The following is a 15,566-nucleotide window of genomic DNA, read 5'->3' as shown; positions in this document are numbered from 1 at the left end:
GCTTACCCCACAAAGAAGCTGAGCTGGCCAGCTTCGGCAGGCGCTGTCAAGCCTCGCAGGACGTCGCCCAGCGGGACGCCCGCATCTCTGAGCGCTTGGAGATCTGGGCGCTCGATCAGCGGAACGACTGAGGTTCCTTCTGATTCCGGGAGTAGTGCGAGGACTTCGTCGCTTGCCACTCCCGGGTCATTAAGAATTTCTGGCGAATGTGAGCTAATGAGAATCTGGCGACCGGATTTCCGCTGCACACGCGAGAACATCTGAGGGATATAGCTAACTACCTCGGGATGCAGTGAAAGTTCTGGCTCCTCAAGCAGTAGCGGGCCGCTGGATTCAGAGACGGCCCATAGTAGCCCCAGGAGGCGAAGCGTTCCGTCGGAAAAGTGATCTTCCGTCTGCCAGGCGCCGTTCGGTCGCCAATGCTGATACTTCCCGCGGAGGTGTGGAACTCCGCGAATATCTGCCTGAAGTTCCAATTCCTTCAGTTGTGGAACCGCAACCTTCAGCGCATCAACAATTCTCCGAAGGCGGGCATCACGTGTTTTCTTTGGGGTGCGCGCGATCTGTTCCAGGAAATCCCCACCGTAGGGATCATTTCGCTTTCCGACGGACCTATCTGGCTCTCGCACCAACTGTGGGACGATGTGCATGTATCGCAGGCTTGCAAGAAAGTCGGCTACTGGCCTGAACTCGCGATTGACGTTAACCTGTTCCAGGTGCGTTTGCCGAAGGCGCTCCGAGTCGATCTCATCACCCGAGTCTGGGCGATTCAGGATTTCCTTTCCCCGATACTCAACCCGCTCGGACTCGATCATGGGTCGCCGTTGATTGTCCTGCTTGAATGTCAGCTCATAAAGCCACTCATTTGGAATGTTGTCATTGCCGAGTGTAACTCGAATCGACACCGACGGGTAGCGGCGGGCGGCGAATGATCTAATCATGCTGACACCGCCGCGCTTGGCGATTGCCGCCTCGAATCCGCCGCCAACTGACACGATGTCGTGAAGGAATCGGAAGCAGTCTAGGAAATTGGATTTGCCAGCCGCATTTGGGCCCACGAGAAATACACGCTGCTGGAGCTTCACGGTGAAACGTGTGTAGTTTCTCCAGTTGCCAACCTGTAGGCTCGTGAATCGGAGCGAGCGGCGGTCCAGTGGCTCGACTGGACCTTCCTTGGGTTCATCACTCATCGATTTCTCCGCTGTCCTGGCCGGATCTGCCTGTGGCCTCGGTTGGAATCCTAGTGCAGCTGTCCGGGTGATGTTGGTGATCTTCCCAAACTGTCTTACCTGCCGCTGAGGATGCAACAGGCCTCGCCCGCCGTCGTAGGGTGCTTCGGCAGGCTGGCAGACGGGCGTCTCCGTGCCACCGGTATGCCAGAACGAGCGGTGCGTGGCGGTGAATCGCGGGCGCCGGTGGCGAGGCGCTCGGGGAATCGGCAGGGTAGCGGAGCCGCAGGCGGAGCGGAGTGTCGAACGCCTGTCCTTGCAAAGAGGGAGTAGAACAACCTGCCTTCCGCCCCTCATCGTTGGACCCCGGTCGGGACTGAAAGGCCGGTGCAGGCGGGTCCCCAAATTGGCCCTGTCATGCCAGTTCGCCACGGACGTTGGCCGCCAGGCAAAGGAGTTCCTTGAGGCTCATCCATCCCTCCAGGACGCCCTCAAGGCGGACCAGCGCTCCGCCCTGAGCATCGGTATCGGCGACCGCCCGCAAGTGCGACCGATCCACGCCGCATGCTGCCAGCAGGGTGTTCACCTCGTCCGCCGTCTGCCGCGCGACCCTCCAGCCGGCGGCGTAGTCCACCCCCGGCAGCCACACCCATGAGTCCGGGTCGAGGCTTGCCGCCAACTCCGCACCGAAGTCGTCGTCCCCGTCCAACTGTTCTTCAACTCCCCTGGTCAAGAACCGAACCGGCTATCCATGCGCTGGCATGCCGAGGAGCCCGATACCATCGGCATCGGGTTCCGACCCACCGGACCACCCCTCTCCCGCCAAGGTTCCGGGGTGGTCCGGCACGTCTTCAGTTGTCCCTGATCAGGTCAGGTGCGGTCCCGAGCCGGCTCCTCGCAGCCGAAGATCCGCCGGAACAGTTCCGCCTCGGTCAGGTCGAGCAGCGGGTCGTCAACGCCGGTCTTCTCCCGCCAGATCTGCCGCATGAGCAGCAACCGCTGCTCTTCGGTGAAGTCAGGCTCCGCGTACCACGCCATCGCGTCGCGGTGCGCGGCCCGCCGGCTCGGCGAGACGGCCCGCACCGGCCAGGAGAACTGGCCGTCCAGCAGCCACCAGGTCGAGAGCCGGTCCCACCGGGTCCGCAGGTTCCGGATCACTGGGACACCTCCGGGCCGGCGGAGTACAGGCGGACCACGGTCGGGGTCAGGCCGAGGAAGGCCAGGGCCCGCACCTCTCCGTGCGTCGCGAGCCGACGCCCGATCGACTGAACCTCCGACGGCCCGAACAGCTCGGCGAAGTAGGCCTGCTGGTCCGGGCAAAGCGGAAGCGTGCCGACCGCGGTCAGGAGCGCGGCCATCGCCTCCGGCAGCTTGCCGAACTGCTCGGGCTCCGCAACACCGCGAACTTCCAGGATCACCGGGAAGGGGTACGGGGAGACCGTCCCCGACGCATCGGGGGATCCGGTCGGCATCACTTCCCCGACACCTCCCCCGGCCGACGCGGGTGCCATTGGTGGACGCCGACCGTTTGCCCGTTCACCACGATGCTCCGGGTCAGCGCCTTTTTCAGCCCCGCGCCGCAGTAGAAGCACCGCGACGCCGGCCCGGACGACCGCCTGCTCATTCCCCACCGCCTTCCGGGCCCACCAGGGCCCAAACGATCTTTCCGATGCCTCCTGGCCGGGGTTCGAAGCCCCATTCCAGCGACAAGGTCTCCACCAGGTGCAGCCCGCGTCCCGAGACGTCGTTCAGGTCGGCGACGCACCGGATCGCGGGCTTCTCGCCGCTCGCGTCGTGCACCTCGATCCGCAACCGGTCACCCGCCATCTCGAACCGGACGGCGATCTCGCGCCCCGGCGAAACCCGCGCGTGCACCACCGCGTTGGCCACCAGTTCGCCGAGCACCAGTTGGCCGTCGCCCATGAGGGCCGTGCCGCCCGGGATCTTCCGGAGGAAGTCACGCAGGTGGCTCCTGGCCACCGTCGCGGACCGCCTGTGCCGCGCGAGTCGCGCCTCGAACGCGGGTATCCCGTCAGCCGGCTTGTAGGGTTCGGAGTCGTCTCGGGGTTCTCCCGTGCTGGTCACGTGCACCGCCTCCCGATGCCCAAATGGCGGCCCGAACCCGGATGTTCCGGCCTTGGCACCAGGTTGCCGAGAAGGAGTGCGGACTTCGTACCCAAGCTGGTTATCCAATGTGGGTAAACTCACAGACAATCAACTTGCTTGCAGCGGCTGCTGATCGACAGCGGGGGCAGTGGTGACGGAGGCTCGCGTACCGGACCGGCTCCCAGCGGGCCTGCTGTCCAACCCGGAGATGATCGCTGCGTGTCGAGCGCGAGACTTCGCCGCCGTGTTCCGGCTGCTCAAGACGACGGGGATCTACCCGTCACTCATCGCCCGCGCCTGTGACATGACACCGAGCCGGGTCGGTGAGGTCATGTCCGGGAAGCGCAGGATCGAGAAGATCGATCTCATCGAGCGAATCGCCGACGGCCTTCACATCCCGGGCCGAATGCTCGGCCTGGCTTCTCGTTCATGGGAGCTGGAGACGCCGGTCCGGCAGCCCCACCGCCGCCAGCCGGAGCCGTCCGCCGACGGCCGGGGCCCCAACGCACCGATCGACCCCGAGCTCTTCGTCAGCCATCTGCGCGGTGCGCTGCCCGGCCACTACAAAGCCGCGAACCTGCTCGGTTCCCGCCACGCGCTCGACCCGGTGACGAGGCACGTCCGGCTACTCGACCGCCTCCAGCAGATCGCCGGGGGCCGCGCCCGCGACGAACTGCTCACGATCGGCGCGCGCACCGCGGAGTTCCTGGGCTGGCTGAACCAGGATCTCGGGGACTTCGACCGGGCCCTGTTCTGGTCGGACCGCGCCATGGAGTGGGCGCAGGAGGCCGGCGACGACGTGATGGCCGCCTACGTGCTCTTCCGAAAGAGCAATCAGGCCACGGCCCAGCGGAACGCACCGAAAGCCGTCAGCCTTGCCCGCGCGGCCCAACGGTCGGTCGGGGCCACTCACCGGATCCGGGCGCTGGCGGCGCAGCAGGAGGCGCAGGGCCACGCGATGATGGGCAACCCGCGCTTCGCGCAGGCGAAGTTCGACGAGGCTCACGAGATCGCCGCCGCGCCGGACGACTCGCACGCCGACGACGCCCTTGATCTCGCGTACTGCACCCCGACGTACATCGAGATACAGCGTGCGAACTTCCTGATCGAACTCGGCGATCCGCGCACGGCTGTGGGCATGTTGGAGGCGGAGCTCCGGGTTCTGCCGCCGGTCTACCGCAACGACCAGGGTGTCTACCTCTCCCGGCTGGCGCGGGCCTACGCGGTGTCCGGTGAGCCGGAGCAAGCGGCCGCCGCGGCCGACCGCGCGCTGTCCATCGCCGTCGACACCGAATCGGCGCGCGCAATGTCCGAACTATCCGGCGCCGGAAAGGCCCTCCAGCGGTGGAGCGCCGTACCCCAAGTAGCCACGCTCACCCACCGCTTGGCACTGATGAGCAGCGGAAGCCCTCTCGACCGCTGAGGACCCGATGGGAGAGGCTGGGCCCATGGACGCACTGATCACGGCCGCCACCTCCGCAGACGAACGCCGGCGCGGCGCCAAGATCGCCGTGTTGCCGGTCGGCAGCTTCGAGCAACACGGCGGTCACCTGCCCCTGACCACCGACACCGTCGTCGCCAGCCTGATCGCCCAGCGGATCGCCACCGACTACGACCTGTTCCTCCTGCCACCCATCACGCTGTCCTGCTCGCACGAGCACGCCCACATGCCGGGCACCGTCAGCATCAGCGCCGCCACGCTCTACGCCGTGATCAACGACATCTGGAAGTCCCTCCAGGCGTCCGGCGTCCCCGGCCTGCTGATCGTGAACGGGCACGGCGGGAACTACGTCCTCTCCAACGTGGTCCAGGAGGCCAACACCGAAGGCCCGCGCGTCGCCCTCTTCCCGGTCCGCGAGGACTGGCACCAGGCCCGCGAAGCCGCCGCCCTGGAGAGCAGCGGCGGCGAGGACATGCACGGCGGCGAGCTGGAGGTGTCGCTCCTCCTCTACGGCGCTCCCCACCTCATCCGCGAAGGCATCGAGCAGGACGACCACGACGCCCCGGAGCGCCCCCACCTCCTCACCCTGGGCATGGCCGGCTACACCGAGAACGGCATCATCGGCCGCCCGTCGCTCGGAACAGCTGAGAAGGGCAGGGCCGTCCTGGAGAGCCTGTCCAAGTCGGCCGCTGAGCACCTGTCACTCATCGGGGGCAACTGACAGCCACGGTAATCACCCAAAAGCGTGCCGCGCACACGAGTCCTCCCCGACAGGATCGGGGAGGACTGATCCAGGGCCCAGCCAGCATGACCATGGCGGTCTTCTCGCAGTTGGTGGCGAGGGGCCGTCTAACGCAGGTCGCCATCCGACGGCAGCCCGTGCCGCACCCTGTGCTCCGCAAGGCGCCTCCGGTCAACTTCATGCCCCGCTGCCTCTCGAAGCCGGCCGACCACGGAACTGTCAAGTCGATTCACCACTGTCAGGTCATCGTTGACGATCAGCATGCCGAAGTCGAAGAGCACGTGATCATTAGCGCAGAGACACAGAATGTTGGCAGAGTCGTCCGGACCGTTATGAGGCTGTCCCAGGGGCGTGATGTGGGCTGCCTCCGCATATGCGCCAGTCGGCAGATTCAGCCGGGCACCGCACACCTGGCATGTGTAGTCGTGGATCTGTTTCACGTAGTTCGCAACTGCGCTGCTCCGAACGACGCGCTGGACCATCGCAGATGACCGAACGTCTGCTGTCTCCCCATGTTGGGCAGCGCCTTCTGTCGCAGAAACCGACACTGGCACGGCCACCGCAGCTTGTTCAGCCGGAGGAAGCGCAACCAGCCGGAACCGCCAGACCCCGAAACCTGCCCGAGATCGTTCCGTCCAGTAGTCCTCAACCCGGAATAGTCCGTCGTACCGGTACCCGAGGTTGGCCTGACGAGCCATCTGAACCATCCGAACCACCCGAACCGGCGTACCGCTGGCCGCACTCGTCGCCAGCGCCGCGTTGCCACGAGTCAGCTCCTGGTCCCGAACCTGTCGCCCAGTCTCCGGGTCCCGCCCGCCCTGTCCGGTGTAGATGATGACATCGCCGAAATCCTGGTCGCCCTCGTATCCTCCACTGACCACGATCGATTCGGCGCCGAATCTCGCCGTACCGCAGATCCCAGCCTGTAGAGGACGGTGCACATGCGATTGGGAGAGCGTCCTACGATTGTTGAACTTTTGCCCTAGACGAACACCAGGCACCACACCGAAGCCATCGAAGCCCCGGGCGTAGTCCAAAGCCGGCTGCCCTGATGGCAGGACTGACGCCAGCTCCCGAACTCTCTCCTTCTCCTCTTTGCGCGCCGTTCGCGCCCGGAACAGCACCTCCCCGAGGAAGGCTTCCCTGGCGGCGGGCAACCACGTGGCTTCGTCTCCGCACACCACAGACAACCCGTCGAAGAGCTCTCCGAGACGCTCCTCCGTCGGGATAGTCCGCCCGTCCAAATAGGAGTCAAGCGTCCGCGCGCTAAGAGCACAGTGGCGGGCCACTCCCTCTGTCGACGGGCCACCAGCCCTGGCCCACAGTTCACGCAGCCTCCGCGTGAAATCCTCCTCTTCGGGCGTACGACCCGCCGTCGCCGAGCCTCGACGCCTGGCCTCCGCCGCTAGCTCCTCCTCAGCGGCGCGTCGCCGCTGGCGCCACAACTGACGCTCTGATGGGCCGCCATCGCCCCAAGCCTCGACCATGAGGTCAAGGTTCTTGACACTCGGTAGGCGAGAACCCCGTAGCGCCTCATAGACAGCCGTCCGGGACGCGCCTAGCGCCACTACCGAGTCAACGGCCCCTTGAGAACGTTCCTGGAGTTCGCGGAGCTGGCGCGCGAAGGACACCAAGGCGCCACTCCCACTCAGCGGGAGCCGGCGAGGCATGCCATCACTGTGAAATTCGCCACAACCCTCTCCTGATTCTTGTGCCGTACGTCACAACAAATTGGCCCCGCAGGCGACTGGCCTGGGACTATTCAAACTTACCGGAGTACCGCGATGTTTTCTGCGGAACTTCAGGTTGAGAGAGGTCTGGCATCGTTGCCACTGTCGGCCGAGCCGCGCACTCCTGATGGAGCGACGGCTCCCTGCGCCAACAGGAAGCCGTCATCACTCGTAGCCCCATCTAGAACATCCGGAGAACTACATGCACGAGGGTACGGGGAGTCCCGTGTCCACCGGAAGCGTCCAGGTCGCGGGCCCGTCGCCGCACCGGTCAGCCTCCCGCTGGCTGGCTCCGGCCAGCGCCGCCGCTACCGGCATAGGCCCAATCGCCGCCGGCGTCCAAGGCAACACCACGATCGCCATCATCTCGGCAGCGCCGGGTCTGATCTTGGTGACGTTGCTGTTCTTCGGCGTTGTCTGCCCCGCTGTGTGGTCGAAGAAGACCCAGCGCCAGAAGGCAGCTCTTAACGTGCTCAACGCACTCATCGAACGGGGCGGCATCACCGCGCCCAGCCGCCGGTAGAAGCCCCGATGGCCGTGGGGCGGTGATCTCCGATCCGGGTCAAACACAGCCATCAGGCGGCCTGCCAAGAACCCCGCCACAGCAGCACGGGTTCCAGGAGCAGCATGGAGCCCTCCCCGAGAGATTCGGGGAGGGCTCTACGCGTGGCCTCAAGGTCTCAGACCCACTCGATCGAGGACTCGATGCCCGGGGCACTCCGGGCGGCGGGCAGAGGGGTCCTCCGGCCGCCTTGCCGGGCCTCTCGGACGGCAGCGCCAGGCCCGCCCGGGGCGCGCGTCATGCCGAGCGCGCCCAGGACGAGCTCCCGCTCATCCTCCGAGAGGCTGTGAAGTAAGTCACACAGCTTGCTCGCCGTGTCACCCACGCCGCCGCCTACTTCTGCTGGCCAGTGGCGTTGACGACCGTCAGCGGCAGCATCTTCTTGCCCGTCGGGCCGATTTGTATGGCCGTGTCCATCTGCGGGCACACGCCGCAGTCGAAGCACGGGGTCCAGCGGCAGTCGTCGACCTCGACCTCCTCCAGGGCGTCCTGCCAGTCCTCCCAGAGCCAGTCCTTGTCGAGGCCGCTGTCCAGGTGGTCCCAGGGCAGCACCTCCTCGTAGGTGCGCTCGCGGGTGGTGTACCAGTCGACGTCGACGCCGGTGCCGGCCAGGCCCTTCTCGGCGCAGGCCATCCAGCGGTCGTAGGAGAAGTACTCGCGCCAGCCGTCGAAGCGGCCGCCGTCCTCGTAGACCTCGCGGATGATCGCGCCGACCCGGCGGTCGCCGCGGGAGAGCAGGCCCTCGACGATGCCCGGCTTGCCGTCGTGGTAGCGGTAGCCGATGTTCTTGCCGTACTTGCGGTCGCCGCGGATGGAGTCGCGCAGCTTGGCCAGACGGGCGTCGGTGGCCTCGGCGGACAGCTGCGGGGCCCACTGGAACGGGGTGTGCGGCTTGGGCACGAACCCGCCGATGGAGACGGTGCAGCGGATGTCGTTCTGGCCGGTGACCTCGCGGCCCTTCTGGATGACGTTCTTCGCCATCTCGCCGATCTGGAGCACGTCCTCGTCGGTCTCGGTGGGCAGGCCGCACATGAAGTACAGCTTCACCTGGCGCCAGCCGTTGCCGTACGCGGTGGCGACGGTGCGGATCAGGTCCTCCTCCGACACCATCTTGTTGATGACCTTGCGCATGCGCTCGCTGCCGCCCTCGGGGGCGAAGGTGAGGCCCGAGCGGCGCCCGTTGCGGGACAGCTCGTTGGCGAGGTCGATGTTGAAGGCGTCGACGCGGGTGGACGGCAGCGACAGGCCGATCTTGTCCTCGGTGTAGCGGTCCGCCAGGCCCTTGGCGATGTCGCCGATCTCGGTGTGGTCGGCGCTGGACAGCGACAGCAGGCCGACCTCCTCGAAGCCGGTCGCCTTCAGCCCGCGCTCCACCATCTCGCCGATGCCGGTGATGCTTCGCTCCCGCACGGGGCGCGTGATCATGCCGGCCTGGCAGAAGCGGCAGCCGCGGGTGCAGCCGCGGAAGATCTCCACGGACATCCGCTCGTGCACCGTCTCGGCGAGCGGGACCAGCGGCTGCTTCGGGTACGGCCACTCGTCGAGGTCCATCACGGTGTGCTTGGACACCCGCCACGGCACGCCGGGGGCGTTCGGCACGACGCGGCCGATCCGGCCGTCGGCCAGGTACTCCACGTCGTAGAACTTGGGGACGTAGACCCCGCCGGTGCGGGCCAGGCGCAGCAGCAGCTCGTCCCGGCCGCCCGGGCGGCCCTCGGCCTTCCAGGCGCGGATGATCTCCGTGATGTCGAGGACGGCCTGCTCGCCGTCGCCGACCACGGCGCAGTCGATGAAGTCCGCGATCGGCTCCGGGTTGAAGGCCGCGTGGCCGCCGGCCAGGACGATCGGGTCGTCGATGGTGCGGTCCTTGGCCTCCAGCGGGATGCCGGCCAGGTCGAGCGCGGTCAGCATGTTCGTGTAGCCGAGCTCGGTGGAGAACGACAGGCCGAACACGTCGAAGGCCTTCACCGGGCGGTGGGCGTCCACGGTGAACTGCGGGACATCGTGCTCGCGCATCAGCGCCTCGAGGTCCGGCCAGACGCTGTAGGTGCGCTCGGCGAGCACACCCTCACGCTCGTTCAGCACCTCGTAGAGGATCATGACGCCCTGGTTGGGCAGCCCGACCTCGTAGGCGTCGGGGTACATCAGCGCCCAGCGGACGTCGCAGGCGTCCCAGTCCTTGACGGTCGAGTTCAGCTCGCCGCCGACGTACTGGATCGGCTTCTGGACGTGCGGGAGGAGGGCCTCCAGGCGTGGGAAGACCGATTCGACAGTCATGTACTAGGAACCCTTACGACGTGATTCGGTGCCGCGAGTCGGCACGGGAGGGGTGACCCTCAAGGGTAGCCCAATCCGGGGAACGGGCCGTCTGCCCCGGTTCACGGGCCCTCCGCGCTCCGGCGCGACCCCGGACGGCCGGTCTCCGCCCGCACCCGCCGGTGTCCACCGGTGCCCACCGGTGGCCTCCCGTGCCCGCTGGTGCCCGCCCCGGCACGCGCGGTGGGCGCCCGCCGGCCGGTGCCGTCCGCCGTTGACACGCCCGGACGGCCCGTGCGGTACTGACAGGGCTCCGCCAAAGACATCTGCACCCCTTCCGGACAAGGAAGTTGAGTCGTACGCTCGGCCCTCGTCGGTTTTCCGGCCGGCACGCCTCTCCCTCCCCACGGGCCGCCCCCGGACGGCCCCGTGCGTCCCCGCACGGCCGCCGTTCCCGGCCCGCGGTGCCACGCCCAGCCCCGTCCCCCTCCCCCGTCCCCCCCGCCCGCACGCCGTGCCCGGCGGCGCACCCGCACGCCCGCGCCCCGGCGGCCGTACGACCGGCGCAAGGAGAACCATGACCGACACCGGTCGGCGGATCCGCCCGCTCCGGACCCTCGACACCCGGCCGGCCCGCTACCCGACGCCGGCCCAGGCCGAGTCCGCCGCACGGCGGCTCGCCCTGCGGCACCCGGACCGCTGCCGGCTGCGCGAGGTGGGCCGCTCCCGGGCCGGCCGCCCGCTGCTGCTGCTCTCCGTGGACCGCGGCCCGCGGGCCGTCCTGGTGGTCGGCGGCCCGCACCCCAACGAGCCGATCGGCACCGCCGGGACCGTCCGGCTCGCCGAGGTGCTGCTCGACCGCCCCGCCCGCCCCGGACTCTCCTGGCACCTGCTGCTCTGCCTCGACCCCGACGGCGCCGCGCTCAACGCCGGCTGGCTGGACGGCCCGCTCACCATGCGGCGCCACTACGAGCACTTCTTCCGCCCCTCCTTCGAGGAGCAGCCCGAGCTGCTGCCCGCCCCCGGCTCCGGCCGCCCGCCGATGCCGGAGAGCCTGGCGCTGACCGGACTGATCGACGAACTGCGCCCGTTCCTCCAGTGCTCGCTGCACGGGGTGGACTTCGGCGGCGCGTTCGCCCAGCTCACCCGCCCCGTCCCGGGCCTGGCCGGGCGCTTCGCCCGCTCCGCGCAGCGGGCCGGCGTGCCGCTCGACGTGGACTCCTACGACGCGATCGGCTGGGCCAGCCCGGACCCGGGCACCTACCTGATGCCGTCTCCGGGCGCCGGCGGCTCCCGGGCCCTGCCGGACGAGCCCGAGCTGTCCACCTGGTCGTACGCGGCCCGGTACGGCGCGGTCTCCGCGGTGCTGGAGGTCCCGATGTGGGCCGTCGACGCGGTCGGCGACGCCCACCGCCACCCGGCCGGCCCGCAGGCCCTCGCGGCCGCCGCCCGCGACCTCACCGCACGCGCCGCGGACCTCACCGCCCTGCTCCCGACCGTCCGCGCGCACCGGCCCGGGGCGCCCGGCCACGAGGCGTACGGCCCGCTGCTGCGCACCGCCGAGTCCAGCCTGGCGGTCGCCCCGCGGGTGGCCGAGGAGTGGCTTGAGCGCTGGGGCGCCGAACCGCTCACCGCCTCCCGGGTGACCACCGCCGGACTGGTCGCCGCCCGCGTACCGCTGCGGGTCGCGTCGATCCTGCTGCGGCTGCTCGCCGACACCCGCGGCCCCGGCGTCGAGGCCGCCCGCGACCGCGCCCGCACCGTCGTCGCCGACAGCCTCGACCGGCTGCGCCACCGCTTCGGCACCCGCTGGGTGCCCGTCCAGGAGCAACTCGCCCACCAGACCCGCGCCGTCCTCACCACCGCCGACTGCCTCCTCTGAACCCGCCCCGACCCCGGACACGACAGCGCCCCCGGACACGACAGCGGGGCCGGCCCGGGAAGTCCCGGACCGGCCCCGCCGCCGCACGGCGCGGCGTGCTCAGGCCGCTATCGGCCGCTGGCTCCGCACCGCCTGGAGCAGCCCGATGGCGATCCAGTTGGCGAACATCGACGAGCCGCCGTACGAGACGAACGGCAGCGGGATGCCCGCGACCGGCATGATGCCCAGGCACATCCCTATGTTCTCGAAGGCCTGGAAGGCCATCCAGGCGATGACCCCGGCCGCCACGATCGTCCCGTACAGGTCGGTCGCCTGCCGGGCGATCCGGCAGGCCCGCCAGAGGATCACGCCGACCAGCGCGATGATCGCCAGCGCCCCGACGAAGCCAAGCTCCTCGCCGGCCACGGTGAACACGAAGTCGGTCTGCTGCTCCGGCACGAACTGCCCGACGGTCTGGGTGCCGTGGAACAGCCCCTTGCCGGTCAGTCCGCCCGAGCCGATCGCGATCCGGGCCTGCGCGGTGTTGTAGCCGACGCCGTTCGGGTCCAGCTGCGGGTTGGCGAAGGCGGCGAAGCGGTCGATCTGGTACTGGCTCAGCAGCCCGAACTTCCAGATCGCCACGCATCCGGCGGTGCCCGCCACCAGCAGGCCGAGCACCCAGCGGTTCGCCGCGCCGGAGCCGAGCAGGATGCCCAGCACGATGGCGGCCATCACCATCACCGAGCCGGCGTCCGGCATCAACAGCACTATGCACATCGGCACCCCGGCCCAGAGCAGGCCCCGGAACACCGCCCGGTGCGAGGGGAACTCCCGCTCCCCCGCGTCCACCTGGTCCGACAGCACGACGGCCATCGCCAGCACGATCGCGAGCTTCGCGAACTCGGCCGGCTGGATCGAGAAGCCGCCGCCGAGCTGGATCCACGAGTGCGCGCCGTTGATGGTCGAGCCGAGCGGGCTGAGCGTCGCCAGCAGCAGGACGAGCACGCCGACGTACAGGAACGGCACGATCGTGCGGAAGCGCCGGCTCCCTATCGCTATCACCACGGAGCACAGCACCAGCCCGACCACGAAGTTGGTCAGGTGCCGGTACAGGAAGTACTGCGGGTCCCCGTGGGTCAGCGAGTCGCGCCCGCGGGTGGCCGACCAGACCAGCAGCGAGCTGCCGGCCGAGAGGGCGAGGGCGGCCACCAGCAGTATCCAGTCGAGCCGCCAGAGCGGGGAGTCCTTGGACAGCGCCTTGGAGACCCCGCGGCGCTGCGGGGCCAGCCGCAGCTGCCGGTACGAGCCGTAGGAGGTCATGCCCGTCCCCTTCCCGGTCCGCGCGTGGGTTCGAGCGCGGCGTCGGCCGCGGTGTACGACGCCGGACGGTCGGCCGGCGGCGTCTGGTCGAGGAAGGCCGTCGCCGGGGCCGGCTGCGCCGTGGCCGTGTCGAGCAGCGCCGGAGCGGCGGCGACGGCCTGGGCCTGGAGGCCCGGGGCCTGGGCGCCCTGCGCCGCGTCGGCGCCGTACGAGACCGGCTTGATGATCGCGGTGCCGTCCGGGTTGAACTTCGGCAGCTCGGCCTGCGGCGCGGGCAGCAGCGCCTTGCCGCTGTCGATGCCGCCCTTGTCGTCCACGCCGTACAGCGCCTGGTAGATCCGGCGGATGGCGTCGCCGGAGCCGCCGGAGCCGGTGCCGCCCTGGCTTATCGTCATGACGACCGCGTAGTCCTTGCTGTACGTGGTCAGCCAGGAGGTGGTCTGCTTGCCCTCGACCTCGGCGGTGCCGGTCTTGGCGTGCAGCGTGATCTTGTCCTGCGGCCAGCCGTTGAACTTCCAGGCGGCGGTACCGCTCTTGATGACGCTCTCGGTGGCCTGGTTGATGTAGCTGAGCAGCTTCTCGTCGCCGGGGAACTTGGCGTCCTCGTGCGGGGCGATCTCGCGGACGAGGTCCCCGCCCGGGCTTATCACGGCCTTGGCGATGGTCGGCCGGTAGAAGGTGCCGCCGTTGGCGAGCGCCGAGTAGATCCGGGCCATCTGGACCGGGGTGACGAGGGTGTCGCCCTGGCCGATCGCGAAGTTGACGGCGTCACCGGCGCGCATCTGGTAGCCGTCGACGCAGTTCTCCCGGGCGATCTGGTCGGAGTAGCTGTTGCCGCCCTTCTGCCCCTGGGCGCACCAGGCGTCCTTGTTGTTGTCGTAGAAGGACTGCTTCCACTGCCGGTCCGGCACCCGGCCGGTGACCTCGGACGGCAGGTCGATGCCGGTCTTGGCGCCGAGGCCGAACTCGTGGGCGGTCTTGAAGAACCAGTCGCCCGGGTCCTTCTTGGGCTTGATGCCGCCGTCCTTCATCCACTGGTCGTACGCCAGACCGTAGAAGACGGTGTCGCAGGAGACCTCCAGCGCCTTCTCCAGGGAGATCTGGCCGAAGTTCTCGCTCTCGAAGTTCTTGAACTCGCGGCCGCCGATGGTCATGCTCTTCGGGCAGTCGTAGCGGCCGTCCAGCGAGTAGCCGGCCTGCACGGCGGCGGTGGTGGAGATGACCTTGAAGGTCGAGCCGGGGGCGGACTGGCCCTGTATGGCCCGGTTCAGCAGCGGGAAGTTGGAGTCCTTGCTGGTCAGCGACTGGTAGTCCTTGCCGCTGATGCCGCCCACCCAGAGGTTCGGGTCGTAGGTCGGGGCGCTCGCCATCGCGACGATCCGCCCGGTGTGCACGTCCATCACCACGGCGGCGCCGGAGTCGGCCTCGTAGTTGCGGTTGGTGATCTTGTCGAAGGTGTTCCGGGCGTCGTTCATGGCCTGCGCCAGGTTGTCCTCGACCACCTTCTGCACCCGGGCGTCGATGCTGGTGACCAGGTTGTCGCCGGTCTGCGGGGCGACGGTGCCGGCGTTGCCGATCACCCGGCCGAGGTTGTCGACCTCCAGCTTGGTGATGCCCGCGGTGCCGCGCAGGTCGCGGTCGTACACCGACTCCAGGCCGGCCCGCCCGATCTGGTCGGCCGGCAGGTAGCGGTCCAGGCCGCTCTTGCCGGCGGTCTTGCTGACCTCCTCGTCGGTGACCGGCGAGAGGTAGCCGAGCACCTGGGCCATGTTGGCGCCCTCGGCGCCGGTGTAGCGGCGTACGGCGGTGGGCTGCGCGGTGATCCCGGGGAAGTCCTCGCGGCGCTCCATTATCTGCATCGCCTGCTGGGTGGTCGCCTCCTTGGTGACCGGGATCGGCTGGTACGGCGAACCGTTCCAGCAGGGCTGCGGGGTCTTGGCGTCGCAGAGCCGGACCTTCTCCTGCACGTCCTTGGCCGGCATCCCCAGCACCTCGGCCAGCCGGGACAGCACCGCCTTGCCGCCGTCCTTCTGCTGGAGCAGCGAGGTGCGGCTGACCGAGACCACCAGCCGGGTCTCGTTGCCGGCCAGCACCCGCCCGGAGGCGTCCAGGATCTCGCCGCGGACGGCCGGCTCGACCACCTCGCGGATGTGGTTGCCGGTCGCCTTGGCGGTGTACTCCTTGGCGTTGCGGATCTGCAGGTACCACAGCCGTCCGCCGAGGGTGGCGAGCAGCGACAGCACCAGGATCTGCAGCACCACCAGACGGATCGTCACCCGTCGGGTGCGGCCGGTCTCGGGGATGTTGCTCACGTCTCGTGCGCTCCAGGATGCGGGGAGGTCGGGTGGTCGGGGCCGGAGGGCCGGGCGGCCGGTCCGG

13 protein-coding genes are annotated in these 15,566 nt (G+C 68.9%); 4 read left to right on the top strand and 9 right to left on the bottom strand.

Annotation, left to right across the window (positions count from 1 at the left end):
* Positions 1–2: 2 nt before the first annotated feature.
* The 5 genes from ACLWS4_RS33615 to ACLWS4_RS33595 all read right to left on the bottom strand — a co-directional run bounded on the left by ACLWS4_RS33615 (position 3) and on the right by ACLWS4_RS33595 (position 3,254).
* Entirely contained in the window at positions 3–1,190 is a 1,188-nt protein-coding gene (locus ACLWS4_RS33615) for an AAA family ATPase (protein WP_416876102.1), read from the bottom strand.
* A 394-nt stretch (positions 1,191–1,584) separates the two neighbouring features.
* Positions 1,585–1,878 (bottom strand): hypothetical protein, encoded by a 294-nt coding sequence (locus tag ACLWS4_RS33610; RefSeq protein ID WP_416876101.1) that lies wholly within the window; start codon positions 1,876–1,878, stop codon positions 1,585–1,587.
* 161 nt (positions 1,879–2,039) lie between these two features.
* Positions 2,040–2,327 carry a hypothetical protein gene (locus ACLWS4_RS33605; protein ID WP_416876100.1) on the bottom strand — a complete coding sequence of 96 codons (288 nt, stop codon included), beginning with the start codon at positions 2,325–2,327 and terminating at the stop codon, positions 2,040–2,042.
* Entirely contained in the window at positions 2,324–2,587 is a 264-nt protein-coding gene (locus ACLWS4_RS33600; RefSeq protein ID WP_416876099.1) for a hypothetical protein, read from the bottom strand. Before ACLWS4_RS33600 ends, ACLWS4_RS33605 begins: the two co-directional genes overlap by 4 nt.
* Positions 2,588–2,789: 202 nt before the next feature.
* On the bottom strand, positions 2,790–3,254 hold the full coding sequence (locus ACLWS4_RS33595; RefSeq protein ID WP_416876098.1) for an ATP-binding protein: 465 nt from the start codon (positions 3,252–3,254) through the stop codon (positions 2,790–2,792).
* 265 nt (positions 3,255–3,519) lie between these two features.
* On the opposite strand from ACLWS4_RS33595, the gene ACLWS4_RS33590 reads away from it, so the two are divergent.
* Together ACLWS4_RS33590 and ACLWS4_RS33585 are read left to right on the top strand one after the other, a co-directional pair.
* Positions 3,520–4,698 carry a tetratricopeptide repeat protein gene (locus ACLWS4_RS33590; RefSeq protein WP_416876097.1) on the top strand — a complete coding sequence of 393 codons (1,179 nt, stop codon included), beginning with the start codon at positions 3,520–3,522 and terminating at the stop codon, positions 4,696–4,698.
* 25 nt (positions 4,699–4,723) lie between these two features.
* Positions 4,724–5,437, top strand: coding sequence for a creatininase family protein (locus tag ACLWS4_RS33585; protein ID WP_416876096.1), 714 nt, complete (start codon positions 4,724–4,726; stop codon positions 5,435–5,437).
* Positions 5,438–5,565: 128 nt separating this feature from the next.
* Here ACLWS4_RS33585 and ACLWS4_RS33580 read toward each other — a convergent pair whose 3' ends face one another.
* Entirely contained in the window at positions 5,566–6,945 is a 1,380-nt protein-coding gene (locus ACLWS4_RS33580) for a YDG/SRA domain-containing protein (RefSeq protein WP_416876095.1), read from the bottom strand.
* Between the two features lie 469 nt (positions 6,946–7,414).
* On the opposite strand from ACLWS4_RS33580, the gene ACLWS4_RS33575 reads away from it, so the two are divergent.
* Positions 7,415–7,711 carry a hypothetical protein gene (locus ACLWS4_RS33575; RefSeq protein WP_416876094.1) on the top strand — a complete coding sequence of 99 codons (297 nt, stop codon included), beginning with the start codon at positions 7,415–7,417 and terminating at the stop codon, positions 7,709–7,711.
* A gap of 372 nt (positions 7,712–8,083) precedes the next feature.
* On the opposite strand, the gene ACLWS4_RS33570 is transcribed toward ACLWS4_RS33575, so the two are convergent.
* Positions 8,084–10,027, bottom strand: a complete 1,944-nt coding sequence (locus ACLWS4_RS33570) for a TIGR03960 family B12-binding radical SAM protein (RefSeq protein WP_416876093.1) — start codon at positions 10,025–10,027, stop codon at positions 8,084–8,086.
* A gap of 556 nt (positions 10,028–10,583) precedes the next feature.
* Here ACLWS4_RS33570 and ACLWS4_RS33565 point away from each other — a divergent pair.
* Positions 10,584–11,888 (top strand): M14 family zinc carboxypeptidase, encoded by a 1,305-nt coding sequence (locus tag ACLWS4_RS33565; RefSeq protein WP_416876092.1) that lies wholly within the window; start codon positions 10,584–10,586, stop codon positions 11,886–11,888.
* A gap of 99 nt (positions 11,889–11,987) precedes the next feature.
* On the opposite strand, the gene rodA is transcribed toward ACLWS4_RS33565, so the two are convergent.
* Both rodA and mrdA read right to left on the bottom strand, forming a co-directional pair.
* Complete coding sequence (rodA, locus tag ACLWS4_RS33560) at positions 11,988–13,187, bottom strand: rod shape-determining protein RodA (RefSeq protein ID WP_049658703.1); 1,200 nt, start codon at positions 13,185–13,187, stop codon at positions 11,988–11,990.
* On the bottom strand, positions 13,184–15,499 hold the full coding sequence (mrdA, locus tag ACLWS4_RS33555; RefSeq protein WP_416876091.1) for a penicillin-binding protein 2: 2,316 nt from the start codon (positions 15,497–15,499) through the stop codon (positions 13,184–13,186). Before mrdA ends, rodA begins: the two co-directional genes overlap by 4 nt.
* Between the last annotated feature and the right edge of the window lie 67 nt (positions 15,500–15,566).

The sequence above is a fragment of the Kitasatospora sp. SC0581 genome (genome assembly GCF_048159585.1).
In the GTDB taxonomy this organism is placed as follows: Bacteria; Actinomycetota; Actinomycetes; order Streptomycetales; family Streptomycetaceae; genus Kitasatospora.
This window is presented reverse-complemented; position numbering and strand designations above follow the sequence as displayed.

Excerpts from the sequence above, each read along its gene's own strand:
- ACLWS4_RS33615 (WP_416876102.1), bottom strand. The coding sequence starts at position 1,190 with ATGAGTGATGAACCCAAGGAAGGTCCAGTCGAGCCACTGGACCGCCGC.
- ACLWS4_RS33585 (WP_416876096.1), top strand. The coding sequence starts at position 4,724 with ATGGACGCACTGATCACGGCCGCCACCTCCGCAGACGAACGCCGGCGC.
- ACLWS4_RS33580 (WP_416876095.1), bottom strand. The coding sequence starts at position 6,945 with ATGGTCGAGGCTTGGGGCGATGGCGGCCCATCAGAGCGTCAGTTGTGG.
- ACLWS4_RS33570 (WP_416876093.1), bottom strand. The coding sequence starts at position 10,027 with ATGACTGTCGAATCGGTCTTCCCACGCCTGGAGGCCCTCCTCCCGCAC.
- ACLWS4_RS33565 (WP_416876092.1), top strand. The coding sequence starts at position 10,584 with ATGACCGACACCGGTCGGCGGATCCGCCCGCTCCGGACCCTCGACACC.
- rodA (WP_049658703.1), bottom strand. The coding sequence starts at position 13,187 with ATGACCTCCTACGGCTCGTACCGGCAGCTGCGGCTGGCCCCGCAGCGC.